General features: G+C 47.9%; 13 protein-coding genes. 8 read left to right on the plus strand and 5 right to left on the minus strand.

Going from position 1 to position 19,275, the window contains the following annotated elements; genetic code table 11:
• The first annotated feature begins 172 nt into the window (after window positions 1–172).
• The 4 genes from POG22_RS20565 (at window position 173) to POG22_RS20580 (ending at window position 8,558) form a co-directional block, all read left to right on the plus strand.
• Entirely contained in the window at window positions 173–3,517 is a 3,345-nt protein-coding gene (locus tag POG22_RS20565; protein WP_498906970.1) for a GAF domain-containing protein, read from the plus strand.
• A 15-nt stretch (window positions 3,518–3,532) separates the two neighbouring features.
• Window positions 3,533–3,940: a response regulator gene (locus POG22_RS20570; RefSeq protein WP_498906971.1), complete on the plus strand. Its 408-nt coding sequence runs from the start codon at window positions 3,533–3,535 to the stop codon at window positions 3,938–3,940.
• 52 nt (window positions 3,941–3,992) lie between these two features.
• The gene (locus tag POG22_RS20575) at window positions 3,993–7,487 is read left to right on the plus strand and encodes an NACHT domain-containing protein (RefSeq protein WP_498906972.1); all 3,495 of its coding nucleotides are present in this window, start codon (window positions 3,993–3,995) and stop codon (window positions 7,485–7,487) included.
• A 114-nt stretch (window positions 7,488–7,601) separates the two neighbouring features.
• Window positions 7,602–8,558, plus strand: coding sequence for a helix-turn-helix domain-containing protein (locus POG22_RS20580; RefSeq protein WP_498906973.1), 957 nt, complete (start codon window positions 7,602–7,604; stop codon window positions 8,556–8,558).
• 106 nt (window positions 8,559–8,664) lie between these two features.
• On the opposite strand, the gene bchM is transcribed toward POG22_RS20580, so the two are convergent.
• Complete coding sequence (gene bchM, locus POG22_RS20585; protein ID WP_063716258.1) at window positions 8,665–9,351, minus strand: magnesium protoporphyrin IX methyltransferase; 687 nt, start codon at window positions 9,349–9,351, stop codon at window positions 8,665–8,667.
• Window positions 9,352–9,441: 90 nt separating this feature from the next.
• Here bchM and fni point away from each other — a divergent pair, with 90 nt between their 5' ends.
• The 4 genes from fni (at window position 9,442) to POG22_RS20605 (ending at window position 14,914) form a co-directional block, all read left to right on the plus strand.
• Window positions 9,442–10,500, plus strand: coding sequence for a type 2 isopentenyl-diphosphate Delta-isomerase (fni, locus tag POG22_RS20590; protein WP_498906974.1), 1,059 nt, complete (start codon window positions 9,442–9,444; stop codon window positions 10,498–10,500).
• A gap of 270 nt (window positions 10,501–10,770) precedes the next feature.
• Complete coding sequence (gene sppA / locus POG22_RS20595) at window positions 10,771–12,576, plus strand: signal peptide peptidase SppA (protein ID WP_498906975.1); 1,806 nt, start codon at window positions 10,771–10,773, stop codon at window positions 12,574–12,576.
• Between the two features lie 9 nt (window positions 12,577–12,585).
• Complete coding sequence (locus tag POG22_RS20600) at window positions 12,586–14,379, plus strand: adenylate/guanylate cyclase domain-containing protein (protein WP_498906976.1); 1,794 nt, start codon at window positions 12,586–12,588, stop codon at window positions 14,377–14,379.
• Window positions 14,339–14,914 (plus strand): Uma2 family endonuclease, encoded by a 576-nt coding sequence (locus POG22_RS20605; RefSeq protein WP_498906977.1) that lies wholly within the window; start codon window positions 14,339–14,341, stop codon window positions 14,912–14,914. Before POG22_RS20600 ends, POG22_RS20605 begins: the two co-directional genes overlap by 41 nt.
• A 39-nt stretch (window positions 14,915–14,953) precedes the next feature.
• On the opposite strand, the gene POG22_RS20610 is transcribed toward POG22_RS20605, so the two are convergent.
• The 4 genes from POG22_RS20610 to rnc form a co-directional block, all read right to left on the minus strand.
• A complete protein-coding gene (locus POG22_RS20610; RefSeq protein WP_498906978.1) occupies window positions 14,954–16,411 on the minus strand; it encodes a DASH family cryptochrome in 1,458 nt (485 codons plus the stop codon).
• A gap of 130 nt (window positions 16,412–16,541) precedes the next feature.
• The gene (locus POG22_RS20615) at window positions 16,542–17,135 is read right to left on the minus strand and encodes a hypothetical protein (RefSeq protein WP_498906979.1); all 594 of its coding nucleotides are present in this window, start codon (window positions 17,133–17,135) and stop codon (window positions 16,542–16,544) included.
• Window positions 17,136–17,191: 56 nt separating this feature from the next.
• Window positions 17,192–18,109: a DUF6282 family protein gene (locus POG22_RS20620; RefSeq protein WP_498906980.1), complete on the minus strand. Its 918-nt coding sequence runs from the start codon at window positions 18,107–18,109 to the stop codon at window positions 17,192–17,194.
• A gap of 42 nt (window positions 18,110–18,151) precedes the next feature.
• Window positions 18,152–19,150, minus strand: a complete 999-nt coding sequence (gene rnc / locus POG22_RS20625) for a ribonuclease III (protein WP_498906981.1) — start codon at window positions 19,148–19,150, stop codon at window positions 18,152–18,154.
• Between the last annotated feature and the right edge of the window lie 125 nt (window positions 19,151–19,275).

Below are 19,275 nucleotides of genomic sequence, written 5' to 3' on the forward strand. Positions count from 1 at the left end.
ACACGCTCAGATGGGGTAAGATGGTGATGGCTCATTGGTTCGATCTTCAATTAGGTAATTATTCATGAAAGATCGAAGTATAGCCGATGAGCCTTTATTCGTAAACCCACCGGTGTTGCATTTCATTTTTGAATCGGCGGTCACAAATAAGTTTTTGTGAGGGCAAACAATTATGAATTTCAATCGCAACTTACAAGTGAAAGCATTTCAAATTCTTTCTTCGCTTGGCAAAGAACTCAAGTACCATCGTAGCGAAGTAAAAATCTTGCAAGTCGTTGCCGAGAAAGTTTACGAGCTAACACAAGCTCCTCACATTTATGGTGTTTTCAAACATCGGCTAGATAGTTCGCTCGACCTCGTCTTGAATTATGAAGACGGTCACATTAAATCCGTTGGCGATGCAGAAGTTAGACTTCAAGAAATTGGTATAAATAAAATTTTAGAAGTTATTAAAACACATAAAATACTGTCATTTAAAACTACAGAGAATTTACGTCGTCGGGAGGTATCCGACCGCGATTCCTCTTGTTGGCTAGGAGCGTCGTGGTTGGGAGTACCCATGAGTGCGATCGATCGCACGATCGGCGCACTGATCGTTCAACACCCGACTCAAGAAAATGCTTACACAGAAGAACTGGCTCAAATCTTAGATACGATTACCGATTTAGCCGCCAATGCTATTGACTATTATCGGTTACACGAGCGTGTTAAGATTATTGCCGAACTTGAAGAAAAGTTCACAATAATTGAGGCAAAAAGTGAACGAGAAATACTTGAAAAAATATACGAACAAATTCAAAGCCTTAGAGATATCGATACTCAGTCCCTATCAATTGTATTGCAAGACAAATATAAGAAGACTCTTAAAGTCGTTTTGTTAAATGGAAAACTATGTGATACCCATGACAAACACAAACAAGAATGCTTATTGAAGCGATTAAATCAAGATCGCATTAATGTAATCATCAAAAATCAATCTCCTTTATTGTTATGTAGAGAAAAAGAAATTGAAACCCAAATCGACGAAGTTTATGAAACCGAGTTAGCGTCATGGGTTGGTGTTCCCATGAGAATCCACGGACGAGCAATCGGTGTGTTTATTATCGAACATCCAGATGTAGACTCGCCAGAGTATTTGTATAACAAAAATGATGCTGAATTTTTAGACATTTTATCCGATCGAGCGGCTAATGCGATTCATCGAGTACAGCTCGAGCAGCGTTATACTGCTTTAGCCAAAATTGAAAGCGATCTGTTAGCTCAAACAGATTTAAATGAAGAAACAATTATTAAAATTATTGCCGAACGAGCTCGTGAAGTTAGTGATGTTTATAACTTATGCATTTTCTTGTTAGATGAATTAACTGAGGAGCTTACACTAAAATTTGCTTACCGAAAAGATAAATCAGTTGATGTATCAGACGATCTTCAAAAAAATCAAATTTTAGCTAATGTTCCTGAAAGAATTATCAAGAAAGTTTTAAAAACTCAGCAACGTAAACGCATTGACACAAAAGCTGAAGTAAAATCATATTTTATTCCAGAACCTCAACATAAATACCCTGCTAGCTTGCTTGCTGTACCGATGAAAATTCGTGATACAAGCATTGGGGTATTTGTTGTTTATCATATGAAAGAAGAATACATATATGACTCAGATGACGCACGTTTCTTGGACGAACTTTCCGATTATGCGGCTTTAGCTTTAGATAACGTACATCTCCGAAGGTTAGAAAAGCAAAACTTCGAGCAACGAATTTCCAATTTGTACTCAGTGCATGAAATTTATAAAGCTGTTAATGAAAATTCACTTGAAGATATATTGGATTTAATTCTTGAGGCTGGAGTTCAATTTACCGATTCTGATTACGCCGATTTGTGGCTTTACGACAAGAGGCATCAAAGTCTCCAAATTAAAGCAAATTACAAAAATCGTCGAACTTCAAAACTAAAAAATTTAGAACAATCGACGGATGAAAACTGGAATGCTATGGGTGGCATTGCAGGTCAAGCACTCATCAATCGCCAATCGTACTACAGTCCTAATGTTAAGGAAGATCCTCACTATGTTGAAGTCAGTCCGGACGTGCGATCGGAGTTCATCATACCACTGATTTTCCAAGATAAAATTTTGGGTATTCTCAATTTAGAAAGTAAAAAACGAAATGCGTTTTCAGATGATTGTCAAAAACTTACAGAAACACTTGCCGATTCTGCAGCAGTTGCGATTGGAACGTCTGGCTTAAAAAGCCAATTAGAACTTAGCAATCGAAAACTCAAAAAGAATAACAATCGACTCACTCTTTATAAAGAACTTTTAGAGAAACTAATCACGACGATTGATGTACCAGCAGATGAATTGTCAATTTTGGAATATATTCACGATCGAGCGTCGTTCTTGATGGACACTGGAAATATGTATATTGCTCTGTACGAACCAGAAAATGATTTAATTGATTTTAAAATAGTGTATGTAAGAAATGAAAGTGTGCCACCTTATCCTCCAAGGAAACTGAGTGAAGGTCGAGGCAAAACCGAACAAATTATTAAAACAAAAAAAGCAATTCGTCACACATCAAAAGAATCTCAAAAGTGGTATAAATATGAAGGTCAAAACTATATAGATGAAGACAAAAATTTTCCGGCTTTTGCTTGGCTTGGAGTTCCTATCTTATTAGGAGAACAAGAAAACGATCGTTGTTTGGGAGTTATTGCAACATATAGTACTGACGAACAACATATATATACACAAGATAATCAAGACATTTTAGAACAGTTGGCACGTTGGGCAGCGATCGCATTAGAAAATGCTAGAATCACCCAAAAAGTTGCTGAGCAAGAAAATATGCTGACCCGTTCTTTGGTTGCTCAAGACTTGGTTCATCGTCTGAATAGTCTGGCTGGTTCTATACCTATTTGGTTGCAGTTACTTGAAAAAGAAGTCAAAACAACACAAACAATAAATGTTGACAATGTTGATAGGTATATCAGCAAAATTCAGGGAAATCTTCGAGGGTTATTCGATCGAGTACAGAAATTAAAGCAACCAGAACAAGAAATCGAGGTTGAATTGAATAAAGTTTTATCTTCCTTGCTCGATAGCTGCTTTATTTTATATAGCCATGAAGTCGAGTCAGATCGATTAACGATTCAACATAACTTAGATGAATGTGTTTGTCGGGTGAAAGGGCTACCTTCTCTAATTGAAAACTCGCTAAACTCCATAATCAAAAATGGCATAGAAGCAATTTTAGAAAAAGATGTAGGTCAACTAAAAGTTGAGGTTTCCGATTTTGATGAAAAATTTGTTCGTATTATCGTCAGCGATACAGGAATTGGAATTCCCAAAAATCTACAAGAAGAAATTTTTACACCATTTTTTACAACTAAAAAGAATGGTAGTGGATATGGTCTTTGGCGGGCTAAAAGCATTTTTGAGAAGATGGGAGGACAAATCTCTTTTGAATCCGATCCTGGTGTCGGGACATCATTTATAATTACTTTGCCGAAATTTTGAGTTTAGGGTGAATTAATGTCAGTTTCTATTTTACTGGTAGACGATTTAGACCACTGGAGAGATATCTTAAGGGCGCTCTTAGAAGATTGCCTTAGAGAATATGAAGTGGAAATCATGGAGTGTTCGAGATTTGATAATGCTCTGAAGCTTATACAAGCTCGAAAACACAAATTCGATCTGGCAATTTTAGATTTGAGACTTGTTGAAGATTCATCCTCAAATATCCAAGGATTCAGTTTGCTAATAACAATAAAAAAAATATCTCCAGCAACAAAAGTTGTACTAATGACAGCATATCACCAACCTGTTGAAGGACAAGAAAATGAAGCCGATCTTTTTATAAAAAAAGTACCCGATACAGGGATGTTTAATGTGATTGAGTTTCAGGAAAAAATTAGAAATCTGCTACTCACAGATTGTTGAGTGTTGAAAATAGTAAATTGACGCTAAACTGCATTTTTTCGAGAATATTGCCATGCTCGATCCCGTCTCCAGCTTGTTCGTCAGCTACATCGTCACAAATATCGCTCAGAAAGCCCTCGAGGGTTACGTTCAGAAATTCTTCACGAACGCGATCGCGGATGGGGTGAAATCGGTAGACCAGAAGCTGGCAGGGGATATCGTTCGGAAGGCGTTACGAAAGTTCGCGATCGCCTTTGGAACGGAACTCCAAACCGCCGGACTCAATCGCGCTCGGGCTAAGCCATTTCGCAAACCCGTGATGGCGTTTCTGCTGCAAGAAGAGGTACAGAAAACCCTAACGGAAGCCTTGAAAGTAAGCTGTCACAGCATCGACGCGCGGGTACTCGATCGCTCTTGGAAGACAGGACACTATCTCCAACTTTTACCCCAGTGGTTCCCGCGAGGAGCGCAATTTTTACCCGCAAGCTTTAACGAAAACTATCCCGAGTTCGTCTACGGTTCGCAGTTACCCTTTCTTCCCCAAGGGTTTGACTGGGGACGAGTCAGCGAGGCGTATTTTGAAGCCATCCGAACTCTCATCAAAACAGACGAGCAGTTACGCGCGGTGTATACCGTCGAACTGACCGAACAGATTGCCGCCGCACAGGGAATTCAGCCAGATTTCAACTTGCAGAAATACGCCGAAAGCTTGCAGGAAACCTACGGCTCTTTACGAATTCAGAGTTTGACTAAAAGTGCGAGCCTTTACAATCGACCCGTAAAGCTATTTCGGGTGTTTGTGCCACAGAGAGCGCTAGAATATGGTGGCTATCTACCTCCTCATAACGGGCAAAGGTTAGGCCACGATCGCAAGCGAAGCACCGACCCCGTCCAGGCATTTCTGGAACCGGGAAACGCTCAATATACTAAATATCTCGTAGTTTTAGGCGATCCGGGATCGGGGAAATCCAGCTTGTTGCAGTGGTTGGCGTTGCAGTGGGCGCATTTGAAAGATACCGAGCCGAATCAGTTGGTGTTAAAGCCGCTCCCCATCGTCATCGAGTTACGACGCTATTTCAACGAGTGGCGGGACACTCGGTACAATTTTCTGGAATTTCTCGATCGTGGGAGTAGTGCAGTTTGCCATCTCAATCAGAATACGTTGCACGATTGGCTCAAGCGCGGTCAAGCGATCGTGATGTTCGACGGACTCGATGAGATTTTTGATAAAACCCATCGCGACACAATCCAGAGAGCCATTCATCGTTTCACCAACAACTATCCGAAAGTTCAGGTCGTGGTCACTTCGCGCCCCATTGGCTACGACGACTATATTTTAAGGAATGCGGAGTTTCAGCACGTGATGCTGCAAGATTTTGAAGACGATCAAATCGAAGCATTTTCGCAACAGTGGCACAAGCAGGTTTACCTAAATGACGAGCCAGAACGAGCGGAGAAACAGGAACGCTTAGCACGAGCGATCGAGACCTCAACACCAATTCGATTGCTGGCGCGAAATCCGTTGTTATTGACGCTAATGGCAATTTTGAACCGCTATCAAGAGCTACCGCGCGATCGATCGGAACTTTACGGCGAGGCGGCGCGGTTGTTGCTGTATCAGTGGGACGATGAGGTGAAGAAGCTATCTCAAGAACAGTTATCTCAGGAGGGGCGATTATTGGCTCAGTTGGACTACTGTGACAAAGAAAAAATTTTGCAACGGCTTGCATTTTATATGCAAACTAACTGCAACAAACTTTCGGGAAACACCATCGATAAGGAAACTCTGGAAAGTCTTCTATCGGAGGAACGGGTAATACGAAGGTTTAACACAAATCCGTTAACGCTGGCACGTAAGTTAATCGAACAGTTGCACGCACGGAACTTTATTCTCTGTCACATAGGAAACGACTATTATGCCTTCGTTCACCGAACGTTTTTGGAATATTTCTGCGCCCAAGAGCTTGCATCGCGTTTTAATTGCCGTGATTCGCCCAATGCGAAGAATGCAATTAAAGCAGGTGAATTAATCGAACTTTATCGAAGACATTGGAAACATACAGACTGGCACGAAGTTTTACGGCTATTAATCAATTTAATTCCGGTAGGATTTTCTGGACAGGCCATTGAAGCTTTGCTAGAACAGAAGATATATAACAATGAAAACGACTTCAGTCAATCCATAGCATTGCTTTTGGCAGCAGAGTGCTTGGAAGATTTAAGAGAAAATTTTGAAATTGAAGATATAGCAAAAAAAACAGATGAAATTCTCAAAGTTTTACTGGAAGAAATCGATGCAACTTTATGTGAATTGTCTAAATATCCTGACAAAAATTACAACTTAATACTAAATATTATAGCAATTGCTGAACGAGTTATAGAAAATATTGCTAGTATATCGATACTAGGGTCGAAAAACACACTGAGCTATCTAGAAAAGTACTTAGCTAATGATAGGGGATATTTTTTTCATCGTGCCTTATGCATTAGACGAATAGTTAAGTATTTCAAAAAAGAACCGGACTGTAAAAAATTTCTTTTAAAAAGAATGCAATTTGATAGGCGTTTAGACGTTCGCGTTGCTGCAATTTCTGCTCTCGCAGAACACTTTAAAAATGGGGAAATCCAGTCCCATCTTGTAAAAAAAGCACAAGAAGAACAGGAGAATAACGAAATTCGCTCGGCAGCAATTTCTGCTCTTGCAGAGTACTTCAAAAATGAGGAAATCCAAGTTTTTCTTATCAAAGAAGTACAACAACAGAAAAATTTTATTGTTCGTTTGAGTGCGGTGACGGCTCTAGCAGAATATCTCAAAGACAAGTTGGAAATACAATCCTTACTAATCGAACATTTGCAAGAAGAAAAACACTTTTTTGTTCGCTGGGCTGCTGCCAATGTCTTAGCAATTCATTTCAAAAATGAAGCAACTCAATCTCTACTTTTCGATTGGATGCAAAACGATAAAAGTTCTGAGGTTCGCGCCGCTGCCGTTTCCGCTCTAGCCAAACATTTCAAGGACGAGAACACAGAGTCCTTACTTCTCGATCGAGTACGAGAAGACGCAAACTCTAACGTCCGTGGTGCTGCCGTTGCTGCTTTGGCAGAACATTTCAAGGGCGAGGCAACCCACTCCCAAATCGTCGAGTGGGCAAAACAAGATCCGCGATCTGACGTTCGCCAAGCGGCGGTTTCTGCCCTCGCCAGGTACTTCAAAAACGATCCAGAAACCCAATCTCTCCTCGCCGAGCGAGTGCGCCAAGATTCCGATGCTGAGGTGCGCTTGGTAGTTTTGAAGGCAATCCTCACGACGATCGCCCCAATCGAACCGCAATATACCCAAACCTTCGAGTTACTGTGCGACGTAGCTCATAACGATCCGTTTGTTCGCGAAGACGACTTACACATCAATCCTCGCCAAACGGCTCTCGAACTCTTGCTCGATCGCTTTCCTAACAAACTCTTAGAAACCGTTATCTTACTGCGCGATCGCGCCGAAAACGATCCCGACGAAAAACTCCGCCACTGGGCGCAAGAAAAACTCAGCGAACTCGACACAAAATCAGCCTAACTCAAAATTCTGGGTTTCGAGTTCGATACCTTGTTTTTTGTCGAACTTCTCCCACCTGACTTTCAACCCAAATCCGGCCGCCGTGGTGTTCCACCACCTTAACCGCCAGATTGCGTGAAATTACTGAAAATTGGCGAATCTCCGGACGGCGGCCGGCAAAACGCGAACGATCGAACAGTCCGATCGATCGACCCCAACAGCGACATGACAGGTAACGCTCCACCCGACGCAAGATACCCGGACGATCGCGCCCCAGATCCTCCCGTAACGCCCGAATCCTTCGAGTATCTCCTCGAACGCGTCGAAGCCGAACTGCTTCGCTCTCGTGCGTACCAACAAGCCCTCGACAGCTTGAAGGAAATGTTCGGCGAGTCCGCCTACGCCGCCCAGATGATGGTACACGCCGTCAGTCGCGAAGCCATTCTTCTCGCCCTCAAACGAGTGTCTCAGCAACCCAACTCCGCGCGATCGCAACCTTCCAAAACCTCACCGCCGCCACGAGCGATTTACCTGTACCGCGTCGGACGCTACTATCGCAGCCAACGCCAAAAACAGGGCTTTTCCCTCGCTCAAGTTCACCACCTCACTCACATTCCCCTCCCCCACCTCCACGCCTTGGAATCGGGACACGTCTACCATTTCCCTCAAAGTCCCAGTTATCTCTACGGAACGATTCGTCTGTGGGGAAACGCCCTCGGCTTAGACGGACACCGCATCGCCACGGGAATTCCGCCCTCGAACTCGAAACCCGTTCCCCCTCCACCGCCGAAACCCGTCCCGGTGTCCCGTCCCCCCCAAGTCAAACTTCCACCCCCGCCGAAACCCAAAGCCTTACGTCCCCATCCCGACTGGCTGCGTTACGTGGCTTACGGAACGCCCCTCGTGGCGACTGTGGGGGTTTCGCTGTGGATGTCTCACCTTTCACCGAACGACGAACCCGAAGAGCGATCGCCCGCTCCCTTGACGACCCAAGAACCGACGTCTATTCCGTCCGTCAACCTCAACGATCGCCCCGGTACGCAATCTTGGGAAATTTCCCCACCCGAGGAAATGCACCGACGACGGGATTAGTTGGGAGGGGGAGATTGGGAGATTGGGAGATTGGGAGATTGGGAGATTGGGAGATTGGGAGAGGGGGAGAAATTGTCAATTATCCCCTCATCATCCCGTCACCTCATCACTGCTTTACCGCTTCAACGAGGCGGGAGTAGTAAAAGCGGGTGCTGGTCATGTCGGTACGGGCGATCGTAAAGCCGTTTTTCTCGAAAATCGCCACGATCTCTTTTTCTCGATGTTGGTACGCTCGCGTCGTCTTGCTGGGGCCTGGGAACAGTTCGCCGATTTTTTTGAGAACCGTCAACAAGCAGGTTTTGGGAGCGAAACTCAAAATAACTCGCGACTCGGCCAGCGAGCAGAGATGCGAGATCATCTCGTCCATTTTGTCGTCTGGGTAGTGAATCAAAACGTCCAAACAAATGACGGTGTGATAGCTTCCCGTCAGGCTTTCGAGATCGCGAGCTTCGAGGGTCAAGCGACTCGTATCTTCGAGTTCGGCGGCCGCTCGCTCTTTGGCCTCTTCGACCATTTTCTCGGACAGGTCGCTTCCGTACACGGTCGCCCCCGATTTGGCGAGGGGAACGCTCAAACTTCCCACACCACACCCCGCATCGCAAACCGTTAGCGTTGAGAGGTTTCCATCGTCGTCGAGCCAGCTTAACACCTTGTCGATGGTTTGCTGGTGGCCTTGACGAATATCGAGTTGAACGTTGTTCACCTCGCCATTACCATAAATTCGCCGCCAGCGATCGAATCCCGTAGAGTTGAAATATTCTTTAACAATCGTTTTGTCGTCGATGGTGTTCATGAGCTACCCGCGTCTGAAAGTCGTTTCTGAAGTTCCAAATTAATACGGTATCCTAATTCTCAAGTCTTTTGTCGTCGATCGCCCTGGGAAATGGTTGCTAACGCCTCGACTGCTTTCACCTCGCAAACCCAAGCCCGAAAAGCCGATCACTTGCGGATTTGCTTAGAGGAAGACGTTCGCTTTCGCGAAACCACTAACGGTTTGGAACGCTATCGTTTCACTCATTGCTGTCTCCCAGAACTGAATTTCGACGACATCGATCTCAGTACCGCTTTTCTCGGAAAATCCCTCGGTGCGCCGTTGCTGATTTCCTCGATGACGGGGGGAACGGAAACGGCGAAAACCATTAACTACCGCCTCGCTGAAGTCGCCCAACACTATCGCCTCGCGATGGGCGTCGGTTCTCAGCGGGTGGCGGTGGAAAACCCAGAGGTGACCGATACGTTTGCGGTGCGATCGCTCGCACCGGACATCCTGCTGCTGGCCAATATCGGGGCGGTACAGCTCAACTACGACTACGGACTCGAAGAGTGTCGGCGAGCGATCGAATCCATCGAAGCCGACGCCCTCATCCTTCATCTCAATCCCCTTCAAGAGTGCGTTCAAACCCACGGCGATACAAATTTTCACGGACTACTTGACAAAATCGCCATTTTATGCAAGAAGCTTTCTATCCCGGTCGTTGCCAAAGAAGTGGGAAACGGCATTTCTGCGACGATGGCGAAAAAGCTCATCGAGGCAGGGGTTAGTGCGATCGATGTAGCGGGAGCTGGAGGGACTTCTTGGGCGAAAGTCGAAGCGAAGCGAGCCAAAGACCTCAAACAACGTCGTTTGGGAACGCTTTTCGCCGATTGGGGCATTCCCACGGCCGAGTGTATCGTGGGGGTGCGATCGCTCGATTCAGAAATTCCCCTCATCGCCTCGGGGGGGGTGCGTAACGGTCTCGACGCGGCCAAATCCCTCGCCTTGGGAGCCGATCTGGCCGGAATGGCGACGCCGTTTCTCAAAGCGGCCTCGGATTCGACCGAAACCCTTTACGAACTGGCCGAACTCCTACAAAGCGAACTCGCCACCGTCTTGTTTTGTACTGGAAACAGTTCGATCGCCGCCCTGCAACAGTCCGATGCGTTAGTAAAAGTAGATTTTTAAGGAAGTTTCGCGCGATTTTTGCGAAGAGCAAGGGATTTTCGCGTTTTTTTTAACGTTCGCGCTTCGCATCGAGGGAGAGGACGGATTACATTAAAAAGATAGACACTGCGTGAGTGGCATACCATTAATCGACTTCGACCCCATCTTTTCACCCGCGCCACACGCCCTACGACTCCCCATTACGGGGGCGGTGCGTGACGCGGAGACAAAATTTACTGGAGGTCGGCCACATTTTCACGTCCGCGTCACACACTCTACGACTGTAAAAATATGCGGGATTTTATAAAAAACATATTCGCCACCATCGTCGGCTTGATCCTCTTTTCCGTCATTGGGTTTGGAGGACTGATTTTCCTGGCCGTCACTGCGGCTTTACGAGATACGGGCGGCCCCCGCGTTAAAGACGATTCGTTACTGGTTCTCGATTTAGCGGTGAACATCGAGGACACCGAACCGGTTTCGACTACAGGGGAAGCCTTACAACGCGCCTTAGACGACGAAGACGCCCGAACGCTGCCCCTGCGAGACGTGGTCAACGCGATCGATACCGCCGCCGAGGACGATCGCATCGTGGGACTGTTCGTGCAAGGAACTCCCGGAACCATGGAAACGGGATACGCCAACCTCATCGAAGTCCGCGCCGCCCTCGATCGCTTCCGAGACAGCGGAAAACCCATCATCGCTCACGATCGCGATTGGACCGAACGAGAATACTACCTCGCATCGACGGCGAACGAACTCTCGATCGATCCCCTCGGGATTATGATTCTCAATGGCTTGAGTGCTGAAACCACCTTCCTCGCTGAAGCGTTCGATCGATACGGAATCGGCGTGCAGGTGGTGCGCGTCGGCGAGTTCAAATCCGCCGTCGAACCCTTTATCCGCAGCAACTACAGCAACGAAAACCGCCAACAACTCCAAGACTTCCTGACCGACATTTGGAACGAGTTCGCCGATACCGTCAGCGAACGCCGCGAACTCACCGCCCAGCAAATTCGCACTCTCGCCAGTGCGAAAGGACTGCTGCAAGCTGAGGAAGCCGTGGGATACCAAGCGATCGATCGCGTCGCCTACGACGACGAAATTATCGCGCGACTCAAGGAACTCACCAACGTGACCGACGCCGACGAATCCTTCCGACGTATTAGCCTCGGTCGCTATATCGAGAGTACTAACCCCAACGGAGATCGCGATATTGTCGGAAACAGCGATCGCGAAATTGCGGTGATCTACGCTGAAGGCCCTATCGTCGAGGGAGAAGGGGGCGTCCGACAAATCGGCGGCGATCGCTTTGCGAAACAACTGCGAGACTTGCGCCTCGACGAAGATGTCAAAGCCGTGGTGTTGCGCGTCAACAGTCCCGGTGGAAGCGCGATCGCCTCAGAAACGATCAAACGAGAAGTCGAACTCATCCGCCAAGAAAAACCCATCGTCGTGTCGATGGGGAACGTCGCCGCTTCTGGAGGTTATTGGATTTCGATGGCGGCCACCGAAATCGTCGCCCAACCCAACACCATCACCGGTTCGATCGGAGTGTTCGGCGTATTCTTCAACGTCCAAGAAATCGGGAACGAAAACGGGATTACCTGGGACGTGGTCAAAACCTCTCCCCTAGCCGACTTCGACACCGCCTCCCGCCCGAAAACCGAAGAAGAACTCGCCATCCTCCAAGGCTTCGTCAACACCATCTACCAACGGTTTATCCGAGAAGTTTCGACCTGGCGAGAATTACCCCTCGATCGCGTCCGAGATATTGCCAAAGGACGGGTTTGGTCGGGACTCGACGCGGCGGAACAGGGCTTAGTCGATCGCCTCGGCGGTCTGGAAACGGCCGTCTCAACGGCCGCCGAACTGGCCGAACTCGGCGAAGATTGGACGGTGCAGGAATATCCTCGCATCAAGAGTTTTGAAGAACAACTGCTCGAAGATCTCTTCGGAACGCCCGACGAGTCGGTCTTACCGGCACCTTTAGAGGAGATTTGGAGCGACCTGCAAACGACTCTGGAAGACCTCAGTACCTATAACGATCCTCGGGGAGCTTATATGCGACTGCCATTTTCGATCGAGGTCGAATAAACTGGCGCTATGAGTTTGCGTCAAAAAACCCTTCTCCTCATCGGGCTGATTCTCGTAGGGTCGATCGCCTTACTGTCGTCTAGCCTCGCAACGATTTTGTTGCTGCGTTTCGCCCAGGTCGAAACACAGCATACCCGACGGAACGTCGAACGGGCGAGATCGGCCTTGCAAGCGGAAATTAACGCGCTCGATCGCACGGCTCTCGACTGGGCGGCTTGGGACGATACCTATAATTACATCGAAACCCAAAACGAAGGCTATCGCGAGCGAAATCTCGTCGACCAAACTTTTCTCAACCTCGAACTCAACCTGCTGGTGTTGCTCGATCGCGAGGAAACCCCCGTCTTCGCCCGAGGGTACGATTTCCATCAGAGACAACCGACCCCAGTTCCCGAAACCCTCTTAAATACTCTGTTTCCTCAGAAGATTTTCGCCAACGGCCTCGATTTCGATCGCTCCCAAAAAGGCTTACTGTTGCTCTCAGAGGGAATTCTGGCCGTGTCAGCCCGCCCCATCCTTCCCAGCAACGAGACGGGGCCGACGCGGGGGATTCTACTGATGGGACAGTATTGGGATCGCGATCGCCTCGCTCAACTCAAACAGCGAACTCAACTTCAGATTTCGCTCTATCGCCTCAACAGCGATGAGGTTCCCGAAGATGTGGCTCGAATTCGCCGCCAAATCGGGCCGGTGAAGACGAACGGCGATCGCGATCGCGCTGCACCCATTTTCACCCAAGTTCTCGATCGCGACACCATCGCCGGTTACACCCTCCTCGACGATCTCTTTGGAAAACCGATCGTGTTGCTGCGCGTCGAACTCCCCCGCGACATCTACCGCCAGGGTCAAATCGCCCTACGCTACCTCATCGGTTCGGTTCTCGTCGTCGGGTTGCTGCTGAGTGGGGCGATCGTGTTACTACTCGAAAAACTCGTGTTGCGGCGTCTGAGCCATCTCAGCCACGAAGTTCGAGAAATCGGAACCCGCAACGATTTATCCTTGCGCGTCCGTGAAACGGGAAACGACGAACTCAGCAGCCTCGCCCACAGTGTCAACGGAATGTTAGAAAGCTTAGAAACGGGAGCGAAAGCCCTCGCCGAAGAACGAGAACGCGCTGAAAACCTACTCCTAAATATTTTGCCCGAAACCATCGTCGATCGCCTCAAACACGACCGCAGCGCGATCGCCGAAAGTTTCGACGAGGTGAGTATTTTATTCGCCGACATCGTCGGATTTACCCCCCTTTCAGCCCGGCTGACCCCCATCGAACTCGTGGATTTACTCAACCTCATGTTTTCCACGTTCGATCGCCTCGCCGAACAGTTCGGACTCGAAAAAATCAAAACCATCGGCGATGCGTATATGGTCGCCTCTGGCTTACCCATTCCCCGTTCCGACCACGCTGAAGCGATGGCAGAAATGGCCTTAGAAATGCAAGCGGCTGTCCGACGTTTTCACGACGAAGGCGGCCATACGTTTCAAATTCGCATCGGCATCAATACTGGTGTCGTCGTCGCTGGCGTGATCGGCACTAAAAAGTTTATTTACGACCTTTGGGGCGATGCTGTCAACGTTGCCAGTCGTATGGAATCGTCGGGCGAACCGGGACGAATTCAAGTCACACAAGCCACTTACAACATTTTAAAAAATAAGTACATTTTAGAAAGTCGAGGAACCGTCAAGGTCAAAGGAAAAGGTGAAATGTCAACCTATTGGCTCAAAGGACGCCAAGAAACCAAGGGTATTGAAAATATAGCGAGCGATGATTACTCTGAACCTCCAACCCAGCCTACAGCTCACTGACGAAACCTTCGAGGAACTCTGCCGCAGTAATCCCAATTTGCGACTCGAACGAACGGCTCGAGGAGAACTCATCGCCATGCCCCCCAGCGGAAGTGAAACGGGTCGTCAAAACTTGGGATTGAGCGCCCAACTTTGGCTTTGGAACCAACAAACTCAACTCGGAGTTGCTTTCGACTCCTCCGCCGGATTTACGCTGCCAAACAGCGCCATTCGCGCTCCCGATGCGGCTTGGATTGCCAATTCCCGTTGGAACCTGCTTTCTCGGGAGCAACGCCGAAAGTTTGCCCCCATTTGTCCCGACTTTGTCGCAGAACTGCGTTCGCCCACCGACGATTTAGAAGTTCTCAACGCTAAGCTTCAAGAATATATTGAAAACGGCGCTCGCTTAGGATGGCTTCTCGATCCCGAAACGCAACGAGTATACTGTTATCGTCCCGACCAACCCGTCCAAATTTTAGAAAACCCAAAAACTGTATCAGAAGCAAACATTTTACCAAATTTTATTTTAAACCTCAAATTAGTGTTTGGGGATTAACAAAAATCTTCTCTGTGTCCTCTGTGTCTCTGTGGTGAATCAACCCAATAAAGCCGCATTATAAACCGCCTCGTTTGCTTTCACGGATTTCATCAAATCCACTACTGGATTCGGATAATCTACCCCTCGCGTAATACCGTATCGCTTCAACTCCGACGCCTCCAGTTTATAAACCTCGTGAACCTTGTTCCCCGAAACTTTCGCTAATTCCAGAAGCCAATGCTTTGCATAGTCTCCGTTGCGATCGTAATCTTTTGCTTGTTTGGGGATATTAAAATAGCGAAATCCTCGCGCATCGTTCCCCACCCCGGCGGTGTAGTTCCAATTTCCCCAATTGCTACAAACATCGTAGTCAATTAACAACGACTCGAACCATTCCGCACCCATGCGCCAGTCGATCCCTAAATTCTTTGTCAGGAAACTGGCGACGTTTTGGCGTCCGCGATTCGACATAAATCCAGTGAGTTGAAGTTCTCTCATGTTCGCATCGATGAGGGGATATCCCGTCTTTCCTTGCGCCCACAACTCGAACCGCTCCCAATCCTGTTTCCAGTCGATATCTAATCCGCGCAATCCCGAACGGTAAAAGACGCGATCGCCGTGTTTTTGGCAGATAAATCGGAAGTAGTCTCGCCACAACAACTCGAAGATTAACCAATACGTCGAATCGTTACGAACTCGTTCGGCTTCGTAGGCTTTCACTTCCTCGTAGATATATCGCGGTGACAAACACCCTAACGCCAGCCAAGGAGAAAACTTAGAGGAGTAATCCGCCCCCAACATTCCATTTCGGGTTTGTTTGTAAACCCGCAGGCGATCGCGTTCCCAGAAATACTCTTTCACTCTCGCCATTCCCGCTGTTTCTCCCCCCTGAAATTTTAAAACGGCGCGCTCGTCAAATTGTGGTGGTTCGACACCTAACGCCTCTAAAGTGGGGAGTTCTCCAACGTCGATATCGGGAAGTTGCGGGAGTTGTTTCGGTGTTGGGAAAAAATTGTCAGTTCCCGATTCCTTCTCGACTTGCTTGCGAAATTGGGTAAATATTTCGGGAAGCTGAGAAATTGGAAAGGGGAGATTTTTGGGATGAAATAGCGTCGATCCCCAAAATATTTGAACGTTAACGCCCATCGATTTTAGGGCGTTCGTCACCGCCCGATCGCACGTCGTTTCTTCTGATGTCACCTCTTCTTGAAAAAATACCCCGTCGATGTCGAGATCTTTGACGAGTTGCGGTACGATCGCCTCGGGTTTCCCACATCGCACCACTAAATCGCTTCCTCGCTGGCGCAAGGAATTTCGTAAATCGGCGACGCTTTCTATGAGAAATTGGGCGCGATACGATCCAGTTTTGGGAAAGCCAAAGGCGGTTTTTCTAAACTGACGCGGATCGAAGCAATACAGGGGAATAATTTGGGCTTGGGTGGCGATCGCTTCCTGTAAGTCTTCGCGATCGTGCAGTCGCAGATCGTTACGATGCCACAATAAAATTCGTTTCATGAAATCGACGGGCGACAACTTGACAAATTCAATTGATTGTGGTATTCAAAACAGTATTAATGTTTTTCTGAAAACTATTGTAAAGATAAATTAAGTCAAGTGATATCGCAGCAGGCGATCGCCCGATCGCTCAAAACGGAAATTCCTGTTGTCGATCTTGCGTGGCGATAGGAGGATCGCTGTCGAGCGATCGCGTCACGTGAAGTTCGTACCCCAACCATGCCAGCATACTTCCCAAAATCGCCACCGTCACCACTAACGAACTCGTCAGCAAGCGAACTTGCGCGTTGAGACGTTCGATCTCGCGATCGCTGCGTTCGGCTTTGAGAACGTAATCCGGCGGTGGAAGTTCGTTCAGTTCCGGGGTTTGAATCTGTTGCAATTCGGTGTCCTCGGGATTCGTCTGTCCGTCGAACTCCACCAGCGATCGCAACCAATCCGCAATCAACCAAGGACAGTTGGCTTTAAACCAACGCAGTCCAAAAAACAAAAACACAGGTTTCGAGAGTTTCGCAAAGGGTCGGAGTGCGATTCGCAGCGGACGAAAGCAAACCTTGCGATAAATCAAATTTTCCGACCCCATATTATACAAACAGGCGAGAACGATCTTCGCCGTGGATTCTTCTCGCTCGAACAAATGCTCTAGGGTCAAGAGCATATCGTCCATATTTTTACGTTCGATCGCCTCTCGTCGCGATTCGGGTCTCTCAGAACTTGTTTCCATAGCCTGGGTCATTCGCTTTCCATATCCATTAAAGCGAACGAGATCGAATGGGTTAGTTACACTCCCAACAACCTCGCCGGATTCTGACGTGCCATCACGTCGATCTCCTCAGTAGACATCCCCAAATCCTGTAATTCCCGCACAAAGCGGATGTATCCTTCCACGGGAGTCGGATCGTTCGGACGTCCCAAATCCGTACTCAAGATAAAGTGTTCGGCACCGATGTCTCGAATCGCCTGCGCCATCTCCTCTACCGAGACGCGATGCCATTGGCGATGAGCCGGATCGATCGCCCTTTCCCCCATTAAAGCATTCACGTAATCTAACTCTAAGTATGCCCCCATCTGTGCCAGGGTTTTCATTTGGGCGATCGACAACCCCGGAACGTCCGCCATCGCGTGGGTGATGACGATCTTCTCGATTCCCATTGTCCGAGCTTCACGCACCACCGCCAAGACTTCCTCGGGAGAAATATGTCCGGTTTCGAGGATTAAATCGCGATCGCGTACCACCTCCAACACCGCCTCCACAGACGGAACGAGGCGATTTCCCGTGGCGACGCGAATTCCCGGCGTTGTCTTGCCAAATTTGCGTCGGTGATAGTCGGCGTCGATGGTGGGAAGCCAGACCACTTTTCCGCGATGTCCGGCGGTATCGGCCATGACTTCGACAGCTTTAGGATTGAGTCCGCCGACGGCTTCGTTGAGAACCACGCCGCCAAAGACTTCGATGTTGGGATGGAGGCGATGGGACAGTTCGGCGCGATCGGCGGTGGGTAAAACGTGATTTTTCAACACCACCGCTTTCATTTTCGCCTTCGCCGCCTGTTCGACTAACTCGAAATCGTCGAGTTTGCGATCGACGATATCGGGGGCAGAATGAACGTGAAATTCAATCGCACCTTGTAGGGAAACTTGGGGTGTTTCGGCGATCGCGACGGGAAGCGGTGGCGGGACAGCAAAAAGATCCATCATCGAAAGTTTTTTAAATTTAGGTTTGCAGCGTTTCGCTCTCGTCTACTTTGCCTCGTCTAGCTGTTTTAACGCCACTTCTGCGGCGCGTTTTTCGGCTTCCCGTTTGCGCGAACCGCGTCCGCGTCCGTAAACGGTATCGTTGACGACGGCTTCGACGGTAAACTGTCGAGCGTGGGGCGGCCCTGATTCTTCAATGAGACGATAGGTTGGGGGCGTTCCGAACTGGGCTAACGTCCATTCTTGAAAGCGATTTTTGGCGTCGGTGAGGCGATCGCCTTTGAGGAGATCTGCCGTATTTAAGGTTTCGATCGCCGCCTCGAAAAAGGGTTCGACAAACTCCCGCACGGCATCGATTCCCGCATCGAGAAAATATGCCCCTATGACGGCTTCAAAAACATCGCTCAGAAGAGAATCGTTCTGACGGCCGCCTTCTTTTTCTGCCCCTTGACCGAGTTTGATATGGCGGTTGAGTTCGAGTTGTCGGGCGAAACTGGCTAGCTGGGGTTCGTCCACCAATTTCGATCGCAGTCGCGTAAGTTTTGCTTCGCTAAACTCTGTCTTTTTTTGATATAAATAAGAGGCGCTAATAAAGTTTAAGACGGAATCGCCCAGAAATTCTAAGCGTTCGTTATGGTCGGTAGATTTTGAGGATTCGTTGGCATAAGAACGATGGGTTAAAGCGAGTTCTAGAAGTTTTGAATTTTGAAATATTGGAACTTGGGTGGCGGGTTCGAGTTGGGCGATCGGTATAAATTCGTCGGCTAACTGACAGAGTAACTGGCTGTCGTTTTTGCGATCGCAAATGACTAATACGGGTTTGTTTTGGTGTTTTGCAATATAAATTGAATTCAAAAATAAGCGATCGCTACCCACAAATATAAAGCCATCGATCGTCTTATCTTTAAAAACGGTCTTAGCGATATCGCAAGTTATTTTTGATTCGAGTTCGTGAGAATTTTCTAAAACTTCAAAACCTTCAATATTATACTGTTTTAAAGTTTGAAACTCTTCCGGCGTCCAACTGCCCTGAGAGGGTGACAAGGTAGACGGAAGCCAGACGGGACAATTGTTTGAGAGAATAGAGGAGTCCCAAAAAAGAGGGTGGCGTTTGCGGCCACCCCAACAAAAAAATGCTACCGACATTCTACCAAGATTTTCTGCGTATC

The organism is Geitlerinema sp. CS-897 (assembly GCF_028368005.1).
In the GTDB taxonomy this organism is placed as follows: Bacteria; Cyanobacteriota; Cyanobacteriia; order Cyanobacteriales; family Geitlerinemataceae; genus Baaleninema; species Baaleninema simplex.